Here is a 16,214-nt window from a genome sequence, read left to right as displayed (position 1 = left end):
GCATACGTCACTTCCCAGCCATAAAACCATCATCCCGCTGTCATAAATTTATTCGTTAATAGGTGCCCATAATGATTAGCCACTGAAACCAGAGAAATCATATGGCTCAGGCACAGTTAAAACTTGCACCAACCGATTTTCCAGGGCAGCAATCGATCTCCTCACGCAAGGTGTTGTCGGTGAAGGGTTTGGGCAAAGCCTATAAATCCCAGCAACGGGTACTGGACGACATCAACTTCGATCTGCACGCCGGCGAGTTCGTGGCGGTGATTGGGCGCTCGGGCGCAGGCAAATCCACCTTGCTGCATACCCTGAACGGCACCATTCCTTCGAGCTGTGGCGAGATGCTGCATTTTGAAGATGACGGCGTGGCGCAGGATATCGCCCAACTTTCCGCCCGTCAGATGCGCCAGTGGCGTTCCCGCTGCGGCATGATCTTCCAGGACTTCTGTCTGGTGCCGCGGCTGGACGTCATGACCAACGTACTGTTGGGCCGCCTGAGCCACACTTCTACCCTGAAATCCTTCTTCAAACTGTTTGACGACGCCGACCGCGGGCGCGCCATCGAGCTGCTGCAATGGCTCAATATGCTGCCGCACGCCCTGCAACGTGCCGAAAATCTGTCGGGTGGCCAAATGCAGCGGGTGGCGATCTGCCGTGCGCTGATGCAAAACCCTAAAATCCTGCTGGCCGACGAGCCGGTCGCCTCCCTCGATCCGAAAAATACCCGCCGCATTATGGATGCGCTGCATAAAGTCAGCGAGAACGACATCGCGGTGATGGTGAACCTGCACTCGGTTGAACTGGTGAAAGAATATTGCACCCGGGTCATCGGCATCGCCCAGGGCAAAATCGTGTTTGACGGGCATCCTTCGCAACTGAACGAACGGATACTGCACCAACTGTATGGCGAGGAAGCCAATCAGATCCATTGATCCACTTTTACCTTTACACACACAGGGCACACGTAATGAAAAAAGTATTGAGTCTGACCACAGTGATGGCCGGCGCGATGATGGTATTTAATGCTGCCGCAGCGGACGCACCTAAAGAACTGAACCTGGGTATTCTCGGCGGCCAAAACGCCACCCAGCAGATCGGCGATAACCAGTGCGTGAAGCAGTTCCTGGACAAAGAGCTGAACGTGGACACCAAGATGCGCAACTCTTCCGACTATTCCGGGGTGATCCAGGGCCTGCTGGGCGGCAAGATCGATCTGGTGCTGAGCATGTCGCCATCATCGTTCGCCTCGGTGTACATCAAGGATCCGAAAGCGGTGGACATCGTCGGTATTGCGGTTGATGACGTTGACCAATCTCGCGGTTACCACTCTGTGGTGGTGGTCAAAGCCGGTAGCCCGTATAAAAAGCTGGAAGATCTTAAGGGCAAAGCTATCGGTTTCGCCGATCCTGATTCCACCTCCGGCTTCCTGATCCCGAACCAGGCGTTCAAAAAATTGTTCGGCGGCACGGTGGACAACAAATACAACAACGCCTTCTCCAGCGTCACCTTCTCCGGCGGCCATGAGCAGGACATTCTCGGCGTGCTGAACGGCCAGTTCGAAGGCGCGGTAACCTGGGCTTCGATGATCGGCGACTATAACACCGGCTACACCAGCGGTGCCTTCACCCGGATGATCCGCATGGATCATCCGGACCTGATGAAACAGATCCGCATTATCTGGCAGTCGCCGCTGATCCCGAACGGCCCAATCCTGGTGAGCAACTCGCTGCCGGCCGATTTCAAAGCCAAAGTCGTGACCGCCATCAAAAAGCTGGATAAGGACGATCACCCGTGCTTTATCAAGGCGATGGGCGGTAAACAGCACATCGGCGACACCACTTTGGCGGAATACCAGAACATCATCGATATGAAGCGTGAGCTGACCAAAGGCGACCGTTAATACTGCCGGGGCTTGGCCAGGCTGAGCCCCGCTGATTTCCTCACGTCGGAAGCCTATACCCAATAGATTTCACATCGCAGGTAGGCGGCAACTGAGTGAGCCCTCAGGAGCTTGGCTTCACCAAGTGACAGGGGTGAGTGACAAATCTGCCGGGAGCAGATTTGAACGCTGCTTGCAGCGGCCCCGCCAGGGGGGAGGCCCCGGGGATGGGCCGAATAAGGCAGTCAACACCCCTGCGGTTTGAAAGATGAAGGGTATATTTTGAATACAGATTTTGCGCACTACTACCAACAGATCCGCAGCAAGCAAAAGCGCGAGACGCTGTTCTGGTCGCTCGGTCTGGTGGCGCTCTACCTGGGCGCCGGCAACATCGCCGAGTTCAACCTGCATACGGTGTGGGTGTCCATTCCCCACTTCTTCGATTACCTGGCGGAAACCGTCCCGACGCTGCACTGGACGCTGCTGTTCGCCGATGACCATACCGAAGGGTCATTGGCCTACTGGGGTTATCGGCTCAACATCCAATTGCCGCTGATCTGGGAAACGCTGCAACTGGCGCTGGCGGCGACCCTTCTTTCGGTGCTGGTGGCGGGGGTGCTGGCGTTTCTGGCGGCTAACAATACCCACAGCCCGGCGTCGCTGCGCCTGGCGATCCGCACGCTGGTGGCGTTTTTGCGTACCATGCCTGAGCTGGCGTGGGCGGTGATGTTTGTGATGGCGTTCGGCATTGGCGCTATTCCCGGCTTTTTGGCGCTGGCGCTGCACACCATCGGCAGCCTGACAAAACTGTTTTATGAGTCGATCGAAACCGCCTCCAACAAGCCGGTGCGCGGGCTGGCGGCCTGCGGCGCGACGCCGTTGCAACGCATGCGTTTCGGCCTTTGGCCACAGGTGAAGCCGGTGTTTTTGTCGTACAGCTTTATGCGGCTGGAAATCAACTTTCGCCAGTCGACCATTCTGGGGCTGGTGGGGGCGGGCGGCATCGGCCAGGAGCTGATGACCAATATCAAGCTCGATCGCTACGATCAGGTCAGCATGACGCTGTTGCTGATTATCCTGGTGGTCTCGCTGCTGGATTACACCTCCGGCGAACTGCGCAAACGGGTCGTGGAGGGGAAAAAATGATCACCGCACCAACGCTCTCGGCACAAAGGCTGCAAACGCTCAAACAGCAGCACCCGGAAATATTCTCGCAGCAGCGCCGCTATCTGCGCACCCTCGGTATTATCGCCGTGGCGATCGCGCTGTATTATCTGTTCTTCTTCCAGTTCTTCGGCATCTCCTGGCCGCAGTTCGTTAACGGCTGCCAGCAACTGGGCCGCTACTTTGTGCGCATGTTCGTCTGGCACGATTTCGTCAACTGGCCGTTTAGGTATTACTTCCAGCAGATCTTCATCACCATCGGCATAGTGTTTGCCGGCACCATCACCGCTTCGCTCATCGCCTTGCCGCTGTCGTTCTTCGCCGCGCGCAACGTGATGTCGACGCCGCTGCTGCGGCCGATCTCGGTGGCGGTGCGGCGGTTGCTGGATATTTTACGCGGCATCGATATGGCGATCTGGGGGCTGATCTTCGTGCGCGCCGTCGGCATGGGGCCGTTGGCCGGGGTGTTGGCGATTGTGATGCAGGACGTCGGGCTGCTCGGCAAGCTGTATGCCGAAGGGCACGAAGCGGTGGATAAATCCCCCAGCCGTGGTTTGACGGCGGTGGGGGCCAACGGCTTGCAGAAGCACCGTTACGGTATTTTCACCCAGTCGTTTCCCACCTTCCTGGCACTCAGCCTGTACCAGATTGAATCCAACACCCGTTCTGCGGCGGTGCTGGGCTTCGTCGGCGCCGGCGGTATCGGCCTGGTGTATGCGGAGAACATGCGGCTGTGGAACTGGGACGTGGTGATGTTCATCACCCTGCTTCTGGTGGTGGTAGTGATGGCGATGGATAAGGTGTCGTCCCTCCTGCGCAACAAATACATTATTGGCGAAGACATCCCGCTGTATCGGCAAAAAAGCCAAATCGATTGAGAAACCCTTCACCGATCCCTATACTGCCGCACATATTCAAGGTGTGCGGCCATACCCGTCGTCTTTCAAGCCGCAGCGTTTACCCGCACTCGCGCACCCCGGTGACTTACCTGAGTAAGCGCCTGGGATGAGCGAGCCGGGTGCCTGGCTGCAACTTGAAAGCCATGGGGTATATAACAAATGCGCACCTCCCCGGTTTACAAGCTAAAGGCAATTCCATGATCAACAACGATGTGCTGCGCAGCGTGCGCTACATGCTGAGTATTAACGACGCCAAAATGGCCGAGATTATCAAACTGGATAATTTCGACGTTGAGGTTTCTGCGATGCGCGCTTACGTCATCAAAGAAGGCGAGCCGGGTTTCGAAAACTGCCCGGACGAAGTGATGGCGCACTTCCTGAACGGCCTGGTGTTCCTCAAGCGCGGCAAGGACGACAAGTTCCCGGCGCCGGAAGTGGAGTTGCCGATCACCAACAATCTGGTGTTGAAAAAGCTGCGCGTGGCGTTCGAACTGAAAGACACCGACATGCATCAGATCTTCACCGCCGTGGAGTTCCGCATCTCCAAGCCGGAGCTGAGTGCGCTGTTCCGCAAAGAAGGCACCAAAAACTTCCGCCCGTGCGGCGATCAGATGCTGCGTTATTTCCTCAAAGGGTTGGCGCAACGCATTCGCGGCGAATAAACCGCAGGAAAAATCATCAGGCGCCGTCGCAAGACGGCGCTTTTTTTTGCACCTTTTTTGTCCGACGATTGCGCGCCGCTGGTGCAGGTTTTTTACTCTCCCGTCATAAGTTTTAATTATAATTTATTGAAATCAGTGGATTAAAAATTGGCACGCCGGTTGCTCTATTGAATCCCATCTTGTGTACTAGATGGAATTCAGACGATGACCCAGCCAGTTAAACAACGCGGTTTCACCCTCAGCGAATGGCAGCACCATTATCACACCAGGCCGGCCGGTGAGCGCATGGCCTGCGTGCGCGCCACGCTGGAGGCGCTGACGTCGGGCCTGAGCCTGGACGACAACGCCTGGCTTTACCTTGCCACCACCGCGCAGCGGGAAGCGCAGTACCGACAGCTGGCACAGCAACTGGATGCGGTCGCCGGGGATATCAGCCGCCTGCCGCTGTTCGGCGTGCCCTTTGCGGTGAAAGACAATATCGACGTCGGCGGTTGGCCGACCAGCGCCGCCTGCCCGGAATTCACCTACCAGGCCGCAGAGGATGCCAGGGTCGTCGCCAATCTGTGCATCGCCGGCGCCATCGTTATCGGTAAAACCAACCTCGATCAGTTCGCCACCGGCCTGGTCGGCACCCGCTCACCGCACGGTGCGGTGGTCAACAGCTTTGACAGCCGCTACGTCAGCGGCGGCTCCAGTTCCGGTTCGGCCTCGGTGGTGGCGCGCGGCCTGACGCCGTTCTCGCTGGGGACCGATACCGCAGGTTCAGGGCGCGTTCCGGCGGGGTTCAACAATATCGTCGGTCTGAAACCGACCAAAGGCTGGCTGTCGAACCGTGGCGTGGTGCCCGCGTGCCGCCTGAACGACAGCGTCTCGGTATTTGCCCTGACGGTGGCGGATGCCGCTCTGGTGGCCGAGATGGCCGGCGGTTATGACGCGGCCGATGCCTATTCGCGCATCAACCCCCGCACCGCCCCGGCGGATTTGCCCGCAGCGCCGCGTTTTGCGGTCCCCGCGCAGCCCGAGTTTTTCGGTGACACGCAGGCCGAGCAGGCGTTTCAACGGGCGCTGGTGCAGTTGCAAGGCTGCGGTGTCGCGCTTGAACCCATAGATTTCACCCCCTTTCACCAACTGGCCGAGCAGCTCTATTACGGCCCCTGGGTCGCGGAGCGTACCGTGGCGGTCGAGGCGATGCTGAACAGCAATCCTCAGGCCATCAACCCGGTGGTACGCGGCATCCTCAATAACGGCCTTAAGTACAGCGCTTGCGACGCCTACAAGGCGGAATACCTGCGTGCCGAACTGGCGCGGGAAATTGGCCAACAACTGGCGCAGTATGACGCGCTGGTGGTGCCGACTTCACCGACGCTGCGCACCTTGGCGGAAATGGAGCAGGAGCCGGTGTTGTTCAATTCGCAATTCGGTACCTACACCAACTTTACCAACCTGGCCGATCTGAGTGCGCTGGCCTTGCCTGCGCCGATGCGCGACGACGGCCTGCCTGCCGGCATCACGCTGATCGCGCCGGCCTGGCACGATCGTGCGTTGGCGGCCTTCGGCCTGCGCTGGCAACAGACTCAGAACCTGCCGCTCGGCGCCACCGGCCGCACGTTGCCGCCGCCGCCGTCGCTGACGCCATCGGCGGAACACGTGCGGGTGGCGGTGGTGGGCGCTCATCTCAGCGGTATGCCGCTGAATGCCCAGCTTACCCAGCGCGATGCGGTATGGGTGGAGCAAACCGTCACCGCGCCGTGCTACCGGTTATACGCCCTGGCCAATACTCAGCCACCCAAACCGGGGCTGGTCAAAACCGGGCAGGGCGCCGCCATCAGCGTCGAGCTGTGGGACATCCCGCTGGCGCGTTTCGGCGAATTTGTCGCGGAGATCCCGGCGCCGCTGGGCATCGGCACGCTGCTGCTGGCGGATGGCCGCCGGGTAAAAGGCTTTATCTGCGAACCCTGGGCGCTGGAAGGCGCATTGGACATCACTGAGTTTGGCGGCTGGCGCAACTATACCCGTCATCTTTCCGACCGTGGCGTTGTTGGCTGCACAGACTCACCCCAGTCACTTACCTGAGTAAGCTCCTGGGGATGTGCCTGCTTGCCGCCTAGCCACAGCCTGAAAGCTATTGGGTAGGGATCTACGAGGATTGCATCGTTCCTATACCCGTCATCTTTCCGACCCTGGCGTTGTTGGCTGCACAGACTCACCCCAGTCACTTACCTGAGTGATGTGCCTGCTTGCCGCCTGGCCACAGCCTGAAAGCTATTGGGTATCGTTCTATGAGGATTGCATATGTTTACCACTGTATTAATCGCTAACCGCGGCGAAATTGCCTGCCGCGCGATCCGTACCCTGAAACGCCTGGGTGTGACCAGCGTGGCGGTCTATTCCGATGCCGACCGCAATGCGCCACATGTCACCGAGGCCGATCTGGCGGTGGCGCTCGGCGGCGAAAAGGCCGCCGACAGCTACCTGTGCATCGATAAAATCCTCACCGCCGCAGCGGAAACCGGCGCGCAGGCGATCTATCCCGGCTACGGTTTTCTCTCCGAGAGCGCCGAATTCGCCGATGCTTGCGAAGCGGCGGGCATCGCCTTTATCGGGCCGACGGCGGCGCAGATCCGTGAATTCGGCCTGAAGCACCGGGCGCGTGAACTGGCGGCGGTGGCGCAGGTGCCGATGACGCCGGGCACCGGCCTGCTGGACGGCATTGAGGACGCGGTCACTGCCGCCGCGCGGATTGGCTACCCGGTCATGTTGAAAAGCACCGCCGGCGGTGGCGGCATTGGCCTGACGCGCTGTGACGACGAAGCGGCGCTGCGCGAAGCTTACGACAGCGTAAAGCGGCTGGGCGAGCAGTTCTTCCGCGACGCCGGGGCCTTTATCGAACGCTTTGTCGATCAGGCGCGCCATGTGGAAGTGCAAATCTTTGGTGACGGCCAGGGCCGGGTGGCGGCGCTCGGCGAGCGTGATTGTTCGTTGCAGCGCCGTAACCAGAAAGTGGTGGAAGAAACCCCGGCGCCGAACCTGCCGGCGGCAACCCGTCAGGCGCTGCATCAGGCGGCGGTAGCGCTGGGTGAATCGGTGAATTACCGCAGCGCCGGCACCGTGGAATTTATTTACGACGGCGCGCGCGACGAGTTCTATTTCCTTGAGGTAAACACCCGCTTGCAGGTGGAACATCCGGTGACCGAGATGGTGACCGGGCTGGACCTGATCGAATGCATGTTGCAGGTGGCGGCGGGCGATGCGCTGGACTGGGCGGCGCTGCAACGCGCACCGCAGGGGGCCTCGATCGAGGTGCGCATCTATGCCGAAGATCCGCTGAAAAATTTCCAGCCCAGCCCCGGCGTGCTGACCGAGGTGCATTTCCCGGATAACGTGCGCGTCGACGGCTGGGTGGCGACCGGCAGTGAAGTGTCGGCATTTTACGACCCGATGATCGCCAAACTGATCGTCCACGGCGAAGATCGCCAACAGGCGCTGGCGAAAATGCGCGCGGTGCTCGGCGCTACCCGTTTGCACGGCATCGCCACCAACCTCGATTATCTGCGCCAGGTGATTGCCACGACGCCATTCCAGAGCGGCCACGTCTGGACCCGCATGCTGGACAGCTTCCGTTTCCAGCCCAGCAGCATTGAAGTGCTGCAACCGGGCACCTACAGCAGCGTGCAGGATTATCCGGGCCGTCTTGGCTATTGGGATATCGGCGTGCCGCCTTCCGGGCCGATGGACGATTTCGCTTTCCGGCTGGCCAACCGCATTGTCGGCAACCACCCGAGCGCCGCCGGGCTGGAGTTTACTTTGCAGGGGCCGACCTTGCGCTTCCACTGCGACGCGATCATCGCCCTGACCGGCGCCGACTGCCCGGCGAACCTGGATGGGGAAGCGGTAGCCTACTGGCAGCCGGTTGAGGTTCGCGCCGGGCAGGTCCTGAGCTTGGGCCGCGCCGCGCACGGTTGCCGCACTTATCTGGCGGTGCGTAATGGGCTCGACGTGCCGGTGTATCTGGGTAGCCGCTCGACCTTCGCCCTTGGGCAGTTTGGCGGCCACGCCGGGCGCACCCTGCGGGTCGCCGATATGCTGGCGGTAGCCCAGCCTGCGCTGGCGGCCAGCACCACCCCGGCCCCCATCGCGGCGCCGCAGGCGATGGACGACAGCCTGATCCCGCAGTACGGCAGCCTGTGGAACATCGGCGTGCTCTATGGCCCGCACGGCGCGCCGGACTTCTTTACCCCTGAGTCGATCGACACCTTCTTCGCCGCCGAATGGCAGGTGCACTACAACTCCAACCGGTTGGGTGTACGCCTGTCGGGGCCGAAACCCGGCTGGGCGCGGCAGGACGGCGGGGAGGCCGGGCTGCACCCTTCTAACGTACATGACTGCGAGTACGCCATCGGATCGATTAATTTCACCGGCGATTTCCCGGTGATCCTCACCCGCGACGGGCCGAGCCTCGGCGGTTTTGTCTGCCCGGTGACCATCGCCAAAGCCGAACTGTGGAAGGTAGGTCAGGTGAAGCCGGGCGACCGCATCCGCTTCCATCCTATCGGTTTCAAACAGGCGCAATCGCTGGAGCAGGCACAGCTTGGCAGCATCGAAGCGCTGGCGGCGGTGAAGGCGATAACCCTGCCGACGCCGGATCTGACGCCGGGCGCCACGGCTTCTGCGGCTATCGTCGCCGCATTGCCGGCCGGGGAGGGCCGCCCCTCGGTCGTCTATCGCCAGGCCGGGGACGGCTACATTTTGCTGGAGTACGGCGACAACGTACTTGATCTGGCGTTGCGGCTGCGTATTCATCTGCTGATGCAGTCGCTCAAACAGGACGCGATCCCCGGCGTTGAGGAACTGGCACCTGGCGTGCGTTCGCTGCAGATCCGTTACGACAGCCGCACTATCGGCCAGGCCGATTTGCTCCAGCGCCTGCTGGCCCGTGAACAGGCGCTGGGCGACGTCAGCCGCCTGAAGGTGCCGACGCGCACGGTTTATCTGCCGATGGCGTTTGAAGACTCCGCCACCTTGGGCGCGGTGGAGCGTTACAGCCAGACGGTACGCAGCTCTGCGCCCTGGCTGCCGAACAACGTCGATTTTATCCAGCGCATCAATGGCCTCAGCCACCGCGAACAGGTACGCGACATTATCTTCGACGCCAGCTATTTGATCCTCGGGCTGGGCGATGTCTATCTCGGTGCACCTTGCGCGGTGCCGATTGATCCGCGCCACCGGCTGCTCAGCTCCAAATACAACCCGGCGCGCACCCACACCGCCGAAGGCACGGTCGGTATCGGCGGCATGTACATGTGCATTTATGGCATGGACTCGCCGGGCGGCTATCAACTGGTCGGGCGCACGCTGCCGATCTGGAACAAATTCCTCAAAAACCCGCAGTTCAACGCCGGTGAGCCCTGGTTGCTGCACTTCTTCGATCAGGTGCGTTTCTACCCGGTCAGCGAGCAGGAGCTGGATGAGCAGCGCGAGGCGTTCCGTGAAGGGCGCGCGCAGGTCCGCATCGAGAACAGCGAATTCGATTTTGCCGAGTACACCCGTTTTCTGGCGGACAACGCCGCAGACATCGCCGCCTTCCAGCAGCGCCAGCAGCAGGCATTCAGCCATGAAGTGACGCTCTGGCAGGCGCAAGAGAGCGAGGCCGAGGCGCAATTGCTGCCGCCGCAGAGCGATGAGGAAGAGGTCGACGGCTATCTGGTCAGCGCCGATCTGAACGGCAACGTGTGGAAGATCCTGGTGGAACCGGGGCAGAGGGTAGAAGCCGGCCAGCCGCTGATTGTGGTTGAGGCGATGAAAATGGAACTGGCGGTCACCGCGCCGCGCGCCGGGATCATCAAACGCATCGGTTGCCGGCAAGGGCGGCCGGTGGGGCCTGGCGATGCTTTGCTGTGGCTGGAACATGCCGGCTGAGCATCGTGGGGTCAGCCTGTTTCGGGATTTAACGCAAGGGCGCCGCATGCCGCGCCCGGCAAGAGGAACACTATGCAAATCACCAATAACCGCAGCAAGGCGCGGCCGGAAGGGCTGGCGGAGCGTATCTACCTCCAGCTCAAGGATGACATCTTTGATTTTCATCTGCTGCCGGGCGATCGCTTCAGCGAAAACGAGGTGGCGCTGCGCATGGACGTCAGCCGTACGCCGGTGCGTCAGGCGCTGTTCTGGCTGGAACGCGAAGGCTACGTCGAAGTGCATTTTCGCAGCGGCTGGCAGGTGCGCCCCTTCGATTTCGACTACTTCGAGCAACTCTACGATCTGCGCATCGTGCTGGAGTGCGAAGCGGTCAAACGGCTGTGCGCGCGCCCGGCGGGAGAGGTGCCGCCGCCACTGGCGGCACTCAACGGCTTCTGGATCGACGAGCCGCGGCTGGAGGACGGCAAAACCGTCTCGCTGCACGACGAGCAGTTCCATATGACGCTGGTGGAGGCGGCGGGCAATGGGGAAATGGCGCGCATTCATCGCGACCTGACCGAGAAGATCCGCATCATTCGCCGACTGGACTTCACCCAGGGAACCCGGATCGAGGCCACCTACAACGAACACGCCGCCATTCTGCGGGCGATCCTGCAACACCAGACCGAGGAGGCGCAAAGGCTGCTAAGTAACCACATTGCCGTCAGTAAGGCGGAAGTACGGAAAATAACCTTGCATATGTTGCACCAGGCAAGGCTTTAGCAATAACCCGTCGTCTTTCGAGCTGCAGCGTTGTTGGCTGTAACTCGATATCCCTAGGGTTAGTTTTTCTTAACGAAGGTTGGTTTCCTAACATTCACCGGGAGTTTGAATTATGCAACGTCGTCACTTTATAAAAGCTTTTGCGTTGTCCGCCACCGTGATCGGCATGGGCATGGCCTGGAGCGCGCAGGCGGCCGATACCATTAAAATCGGCATTCTGAGTTCGCTGTCAGGCACCATGGCCATCTCTGAAACGCCGCTGAAAGACGTGGCGCTGATGACCATCGATGACATCAACGCCAAGGGCGGCGTGCTGGGTAAAAAACTCGAGCCGGTGGTGGTGGATCCCGCTTCCAACTGGCCGCTGTTCGCCGAAAAGGCGCGCCAGTTGCTGACCCAGGACAAAGTGGCGGCGGTGTTCGGTTGCTGGACGTCGGTGTCGCGCAAATCGGTGCTGCCGGTGTTTGAAGAGCTGAACGGGTTGCTGTTCTACCCGGTGCAATACGAAGGGGAAGAGATGTCGCCCAACGTGTTCTACACCGGCGCCGCCCCTAATCAGCAGGCGATCCCGGCGGTGGAATACCTGCTGAGCGAAGACGGCGGCTCGGCCAAGCGCTTCTTCCTGCTGGGCACCGACTATGTGTATCCGCGTACCACCAACAAGATCCTGCGCGCCTTCCTGCACACCAAAGGGATCCAGGACAAGGACATCGAAGAGGTCTATACGCCGTTCGGCTACAGCGATTATCAGACCATCGTCGCCAACATCAAGAAATTCTCCGCCGACGGCAAAACCGCAGTGATCTCCACCATCAACGGCGACTCCAACGTGCCGTTCTACAAAGAGCTGGCCAATCAGGGCATCAAGGCGACCGACGTGCCGGTGATCGCCTTCTCGGTGGGTGAAGAAGAACTGCGCGGCATCGACACCAAACCGCTGGTGGGCAACCTGGCGGCCTGGAACTACTTCGAGTCGGTGGATAACCCAACCAACAAGCAGTTCGTCAGCGAATGGAAAGCCTACGCCAAGGCGCACAACCTGCCGAACTACGCCACTGCCGTGACCAACGATCCGATGGAAGCCACCTATGTCGGCATCCACATGTGGGCGCAGGCGGTGGAGAAAGCCGGCACCACCGACGTCGACAAGGTGCGTGCGGCGATGGCGGGGCAGACCTTTGCCGCACCGTCGGGCTTCACCCTGACCATGGACGCCACCAACCACCACCTGCACAAACCGGTGATGATCGGTGAGATTGAAGGCAACGGCCAGTTCAACGTGGTGTGGCAGACCGACGCCCCGGTGCGCGCGCAGCCGTGGAGCCCGTTCATCGTCGGCAACGACAAGAAGCCGGATCACCCGGTAAAAGGCGGCAAGTAACCGTCGCATTCCCGTAGGGGCGCCGCAGGCTGCGCCCGTCGTAACGGTAGGGGCCGGGCATACCCGGCCCCTACAGAGGAGGCCGCTGATGCAATCCCCATTCTTGTTCCATTTCCGCTCCTGGTTTTGGTTGCTGTGCTGCCTGCCGATGTTCGCGCAGGCGGGGCCGGCCGATGACTTTGCCGCGGCCAACCGCACCCAGCAGGCCAAGTTGTTGCAGGCTTGGGCGACCGCGCCGGACGCTGCGCGCCTGCCGTTATTGCAGGGGCTGAAGCAGGAAAACGTGGTGATCGACGAGGCCAAACATGCCTTTATCCAGCAGGGCGAAGTTTATCGCCCGCTGGATGGCGTTGCCCCGCCGGTGGGCACGCCGAAAAAAGTGTGGTTGAACAACCGGCTGCGCATTCTGATCGCCAACGCACTGTCGGCGCATCGGCTGGTTAGCGACGATCCTGCGGTGCGTTTACAGGCGGCGCAGGCTCTGCAACGCGAGGCGCAAAGCGATCAACTGCCGCTGCTGGCCCAGCGGCTGGCGCAGGAAAAAAACACCCAGGTGCATGAGGCGTTGAGCATTGCGCTGGCGAATCTGCAACTGAGCGACGCCAATCCGCAGGTGCGCCTCAACGCCGTGCGGCTGCTGGGCAGCTCGGGCTCGCCAGAGACGCAGCCAAGGTTACAGGCATTGACCGACGCCGCCCACGAGCCGGACGCCGCAGTGCGTGCCGAAGCCGTGAAAAGCCTGACCAGCGTGAAACACCGGCTGATGATTGGCGATCTGATCGGCCAGGCGTTTACCGGCCTCTCGCTCGGATCGATCCTGCTGCTGGCGGCGCTCGGGTTGGCGATTACCTATGGGCTGCTGGGGGTGATTAACATGGCGCACGGCGAAATGCTGATGCTGGGCGCCTACTCGGCCTACCTGGTTCAGGGGCTGTTTCAACAGTTTGCGCCGCAGTGGCTGGCGCTGTATCCGCTGGTGGCGCTGCCGGTGGCGTTCGCCATTACCGCCTGCATCGGCATGGCGCTGGAGCGTACGGTGATCCGTCATCTGTACGGCCGGCCGCTGGAAACCTTGCTGGCGACCTGGGGCATCAGCCTGGTGTTGATCCAGGGGGTGCGGGTGCTGTTCGGCGCGCAAAACCTGGAGGTTGCCAACCCGGCCTGGCTGTCGGGCGGCATTCAACTGCTGCCTAACCTGGTGCTGCCGTGGAACCGCATCGCGGTGATCGTGTTTGTGGTGCTGGTGCTGGCGCTCACCTGGTTGCTGCTGAACAAAACCCGACTTGGCATGAACGTGCGCGCCGTGACGCAGAACCGTGCGATGGCCGCCTGCTGCGGCGTGCCCACCGGGCGTGTCGACATGCTGGCGTTCGGCCTGGGATCCGGCATCGCCGGGCTGGGCGGGGTGGCGCTGTCGCAGCTGGGCAATGTGGGGCCGGAGCTGGGCCAGGGCTATATCATCGACTCGTTCCTGGTGGTGGTGCTCGGCGGCGTGGGGCAACTGGCCGGCACCGTGGTGGCGGCCTTTGGCCTCGGCATCGTCAACAAAATTCTTGAACCGCAGATTGGCGCCGTGCTGGGTAAAATCCTGATCCTGGCGCTGATTGTTCTGTTTATTCAAAAACGTCCTCAGGGGCTGTTCGCCTTCAAGGGCAGGGTGATCGACTGATGAGCCAACCATTAACTCTCACCGGCGTGCAGAAGGCACCCCGACTGGCGCTGGGCATCGGCGGGCTGGCATTGCTGGCGCTGTTAATCATGCCGTTTCTCGCACTGTTGCCGGCGGACCATCCGTTGGCGATCTCCACCTATACCCTGACGCTGGCGGGCAAAATCCTGTGCTACGCCGTGGTGGCGGTGGCGCTCGATTTGGTGTGGGGCTATGCCGGGTTGCTGTCGCTGGGGCACGGGCTGTTTTTCGCTCTCGGCGGCTATGCGATGGGCATGTATCTGATGCGCCAGGCGGCGGGAGACGGCCTGCCGGCGTTCATGTCATTTCTGTCGTGGAGCGAGCTGCCCTGGTTCTGGAGCGGCACCCAGTATTTCGCCTGGGCACTGTGCCTGATGATATTGGTGCCCGGCGTGCTGGCCTTTGTCTTTGGCTACTTCGCTTTCCGTTCAAAAATCAAGGGCGTCTATTTCTCGATCATGACCCAGGCGCTGACCTACGCCGGCATGCTGCTGTTCTTCCGTAACGAAACCGGCTTTGGCGGCAACAACGGCTTTACCGGTTTTACCACGCTTCTGGGGTTCCCGATTACCGCCACCGGCACACGGGTGGCGCTGTTTCTGGCGACGGTGCTGCTGCTGGCCGCCAGCCTGGCTATCGGTTTTGCCCTGGCGCGCAGCAAGTTCGGCCGGGTGCTGACCGCCGTGCGCGATGCGGAAAACCGCCTGACGTTCTGCGGTTACGATCCCAAAGGCTTCAAACTGTTTGTCTGGACGCTGTCGGCGGTGCTGTGCGGGCTGGCCGGGGCGCTGTATGTGCCGCAGGTGGGCATTATCAACCCGGGCGAGATGTCGCCGACCAACTCGATCGAGGCCGCTATCTGGGTGGCGCTGGGCGGCCGCGGCACGCTGGTGGGCCCGCTGCTCGGCGCCGGTATCGTCAACGGCGCCAAGAGCTGGTTCACCGTGGCGATCCCGGAATACTGGCAGTTCTTCCTTGGCCTGATGTTTATTATCGTCACGCTGTTCCTGCCGAAAGGGGTTATTGGCCTGCTGCGCAAGGGGAAATCGCAATGAATTCGCTGCAAATGACCGACGATCTGTTCACTCAGCCGCTGCCTGCCGACAAGCACCGCCAACAAACCGACCCGGTGCTGGTGCTCGATAACATTAACGTCAGCTTCGACGGATTTCGCGCGCTGAGCGATCTTTCTCTGCAGATTGGCGTCGGTGAGCTGCGCTGCGTGATCGGGCCCAATGGCGCGGGCAAAACCACCTTGATGGATGTGATCACCGGCAAAACCCGGCCGGACAGCGGCAGCGTGTTTTACGATCAAACCGTCGATCTGACCGCGCTGGACCCGATGCAGATAGCCCAGGCCGGCATTGGCCGCAAGTTCCAGAAACCGACGGTGTTTGAGGCGCTGACGGTGTTCGAGAACCTGGAGATCGCGCAGAAAACCCAAAAGTCGGTATGGGCCTGCCTGCGCGCCAGGCTGAGCAGCGAACAGCGCGATCGTATCGATGAAATGTTGCAAACCCTGCGGCTGAGCCATGAACGGCACCGGCCTGCCGGGCTGCTGTCCCACGGGCAGAAGCAGTTTCTCGAGATCGGCATGCTGCTGGTGCAGGAGCCGCATTTACTGCTGCTCGACGAGCCGGCGGCGGGCATGACCGATGCGGAAACCGAGTACACCGCCGAGCTGTTTCGCTCGTTGGCGGGCAAGCATTCGTTGATGGTGGTGGAGCACGACATGGGGTTTGTCGAAACCATCGCCGACCACGTCACCGTGCTGCATCAGGGCCAGGTGCTGGCGGAAGGTTCACTGGCGCAGGTGCAGGCCAATGAGCAGGTGATCGACGTGTATCTGGGACGCTGA

12 protein-coding genes are annotated in these 16,214 nt (G+C 61.1%); all 12 read left to right on the top strand.

The annotated features are described in order from the left end of the window. Positions 1 to 101 precede the first annotated feature (101 nt). The 12 genes from phnC (at position 102) to urtD (ending at position 16,214) form a co-directional block, all read left to right on the top strand. Complete coding sequence (gene phnC / locus V2S86_RS12540) at positions 102 to 935, top strand: phosphonate ABC transporter ATP-binding protein (protein ID WP_330762683.1); 834 nt, start codon at positions 102 to 104, stop codon at positions 933 to 935. 35 nt (positions 936 to 970) lie between these two features. Beyond that, on the top strand, positions 971 to 1,903 hold the full coding sequence (phnD, locus tag V2S86_RS12535; RefSeq protein ID WP_330762682.1) for a phosphonate ABC transporter substrate-binding protein: 933 nt from the start codon (positions 971 to 973) through the stop codon (positions 1,901 to 1,903). A gap of 261 nt (positions 1,904 to 2,164) precedes the next feature. Further along, a complete protein-coding gene (gene phnE / locus V2S86_RS12530) occupies positions 2,165 to 3,028 on the top strand; it encodes a phosphonate ABC transporter, permease protein PhnE (RefSeq protein ID WP_330762681.1) in 864 nt (287 codons plus the stop codon). Then, positions 3,025 to 3,924 (top strand): phosphonate ABC transporter, permease protein PhnE, encoded by a 900-nt coding sequence (gene phnE / locus V2S86_RS12525; RefSeq protein ID WP_330762680.1) that lies wholly within the window; start codon positions 3,025 to 3,027, stop codon positions 3,922 to 3,924. Before phnE (V2S86_RS12530) ends, phnE (V2S86_RS12525) begins: the two co-directional genes overlap by 4 nt. 218 nt (positions 3,925 to 4,142) lie before the next feature. Continuing rightward, a complete protein-coding gene (locus tag V2S86_RS12520; protein WP_330762679.1) occupies positions 4,143 to 4,607 on the top strand; it encodes a DUF1456 family protein in 465 nt (154 codons plus the stop codon). Between the two features lie 204 nt (positions 4,608 to 4,811). Beyond that, positions 4,812 to 6,680, top strand: coding sequence for an allophanate hydrolase (atzF, locus tag V2S86_RS12515; RefSeq protein ID WP_330762678.1), 1,869 nt, complete (start codon positions 4,812 to 4,814; stop codon positions 6,678 to 6,680). Positions 6,681 to 6,899: 219 nt separating this feature from the next. Continuing rightward, positions 6,900 to 10,523, top strand: a complete 3,624-nt coding sequence (gene uca / locus V2S86_RS12510; RefSeq protein ID WP_330762677.1) for an urea carboxylase — start codon at positions 6,900 to 6,902, stop codon at positions 10,521 to 10,523. A gap of 72 nt (positions 10,524 to 10,595) precedes the next feature. Further along, entirely contained in the window at positions 10,596 to 11,285 is a 690-nt protein-coding gene (locus V2S86_RS12505) for a GntR family transcriptional regulator (RefSeq protein WP_330762676.1), read from the top strand. A gap of 112 nt (positions 11,286 to 11,397) precedes the next feature. Continuing rightward, positions 11,398 to 12,666: an urea ABC transporter substrate-binding protein gene (gene urtA / locus V2S86_RS12500; protein WP_330762675.1), complete on the top strand. Its 1,269-nt coding sequence runs from the start codon at positions 11,398 to 11,400 to the stop codon at positions 12,664 to 12,666. An 88-nt stretch (positions 12,667 to 12,754) separates the two neighbouring features. Further along, positions 12,755 to 14,335, top strand: a complete 1,581-nt coding sequence (gene urtB / locus V2S86_RS12495; protein WP_330762674.1) for an urea ABC transporter permease subunit UrtB — start codon at positions 12,755 to 12,757, stop codon at positions 14,333 to 14,335. Beyond that, entirely contained in the window at positions 14,335 to 15,411 is a 1,077-nt protein-coding gene (urtC, locus tag V2S86_RS12490) for an urea ABC transporter permease subunit UrtC (RefSeq protein ID WP_330762673.1), read from the top strand. The genes urtB and urtC overlap by 1 nt, the downstream gene beginning before the upstream one ends. Then, positions 15,408 to 16,214, top strand: a complete 807-nt coding sequence (gene urtD / locus V2S86_RS12485; protein WP_004942114.1) for an urea ABC transporter ATP-binding protein UrtD — start codon at positions 15,408 to 15,410, stop codon at positions 16,212 to 16,214. Before urtC ends, urtD begins: the two co-directional genes overlap by 4 nt.

Source organism: Serratia sp. C2(1) (assembly GCF_036352655.1).
Classification (GTDB): domain Bacteria; phylum Pseudomonadota; class Gammaproteobacteria; order Enterobacterales; family Enterobacteriaceae; genus Serratia; species Serratia inhibens.
This window is presented reverse-complemented; position numbering and strand designations above follow the sequence as displayed.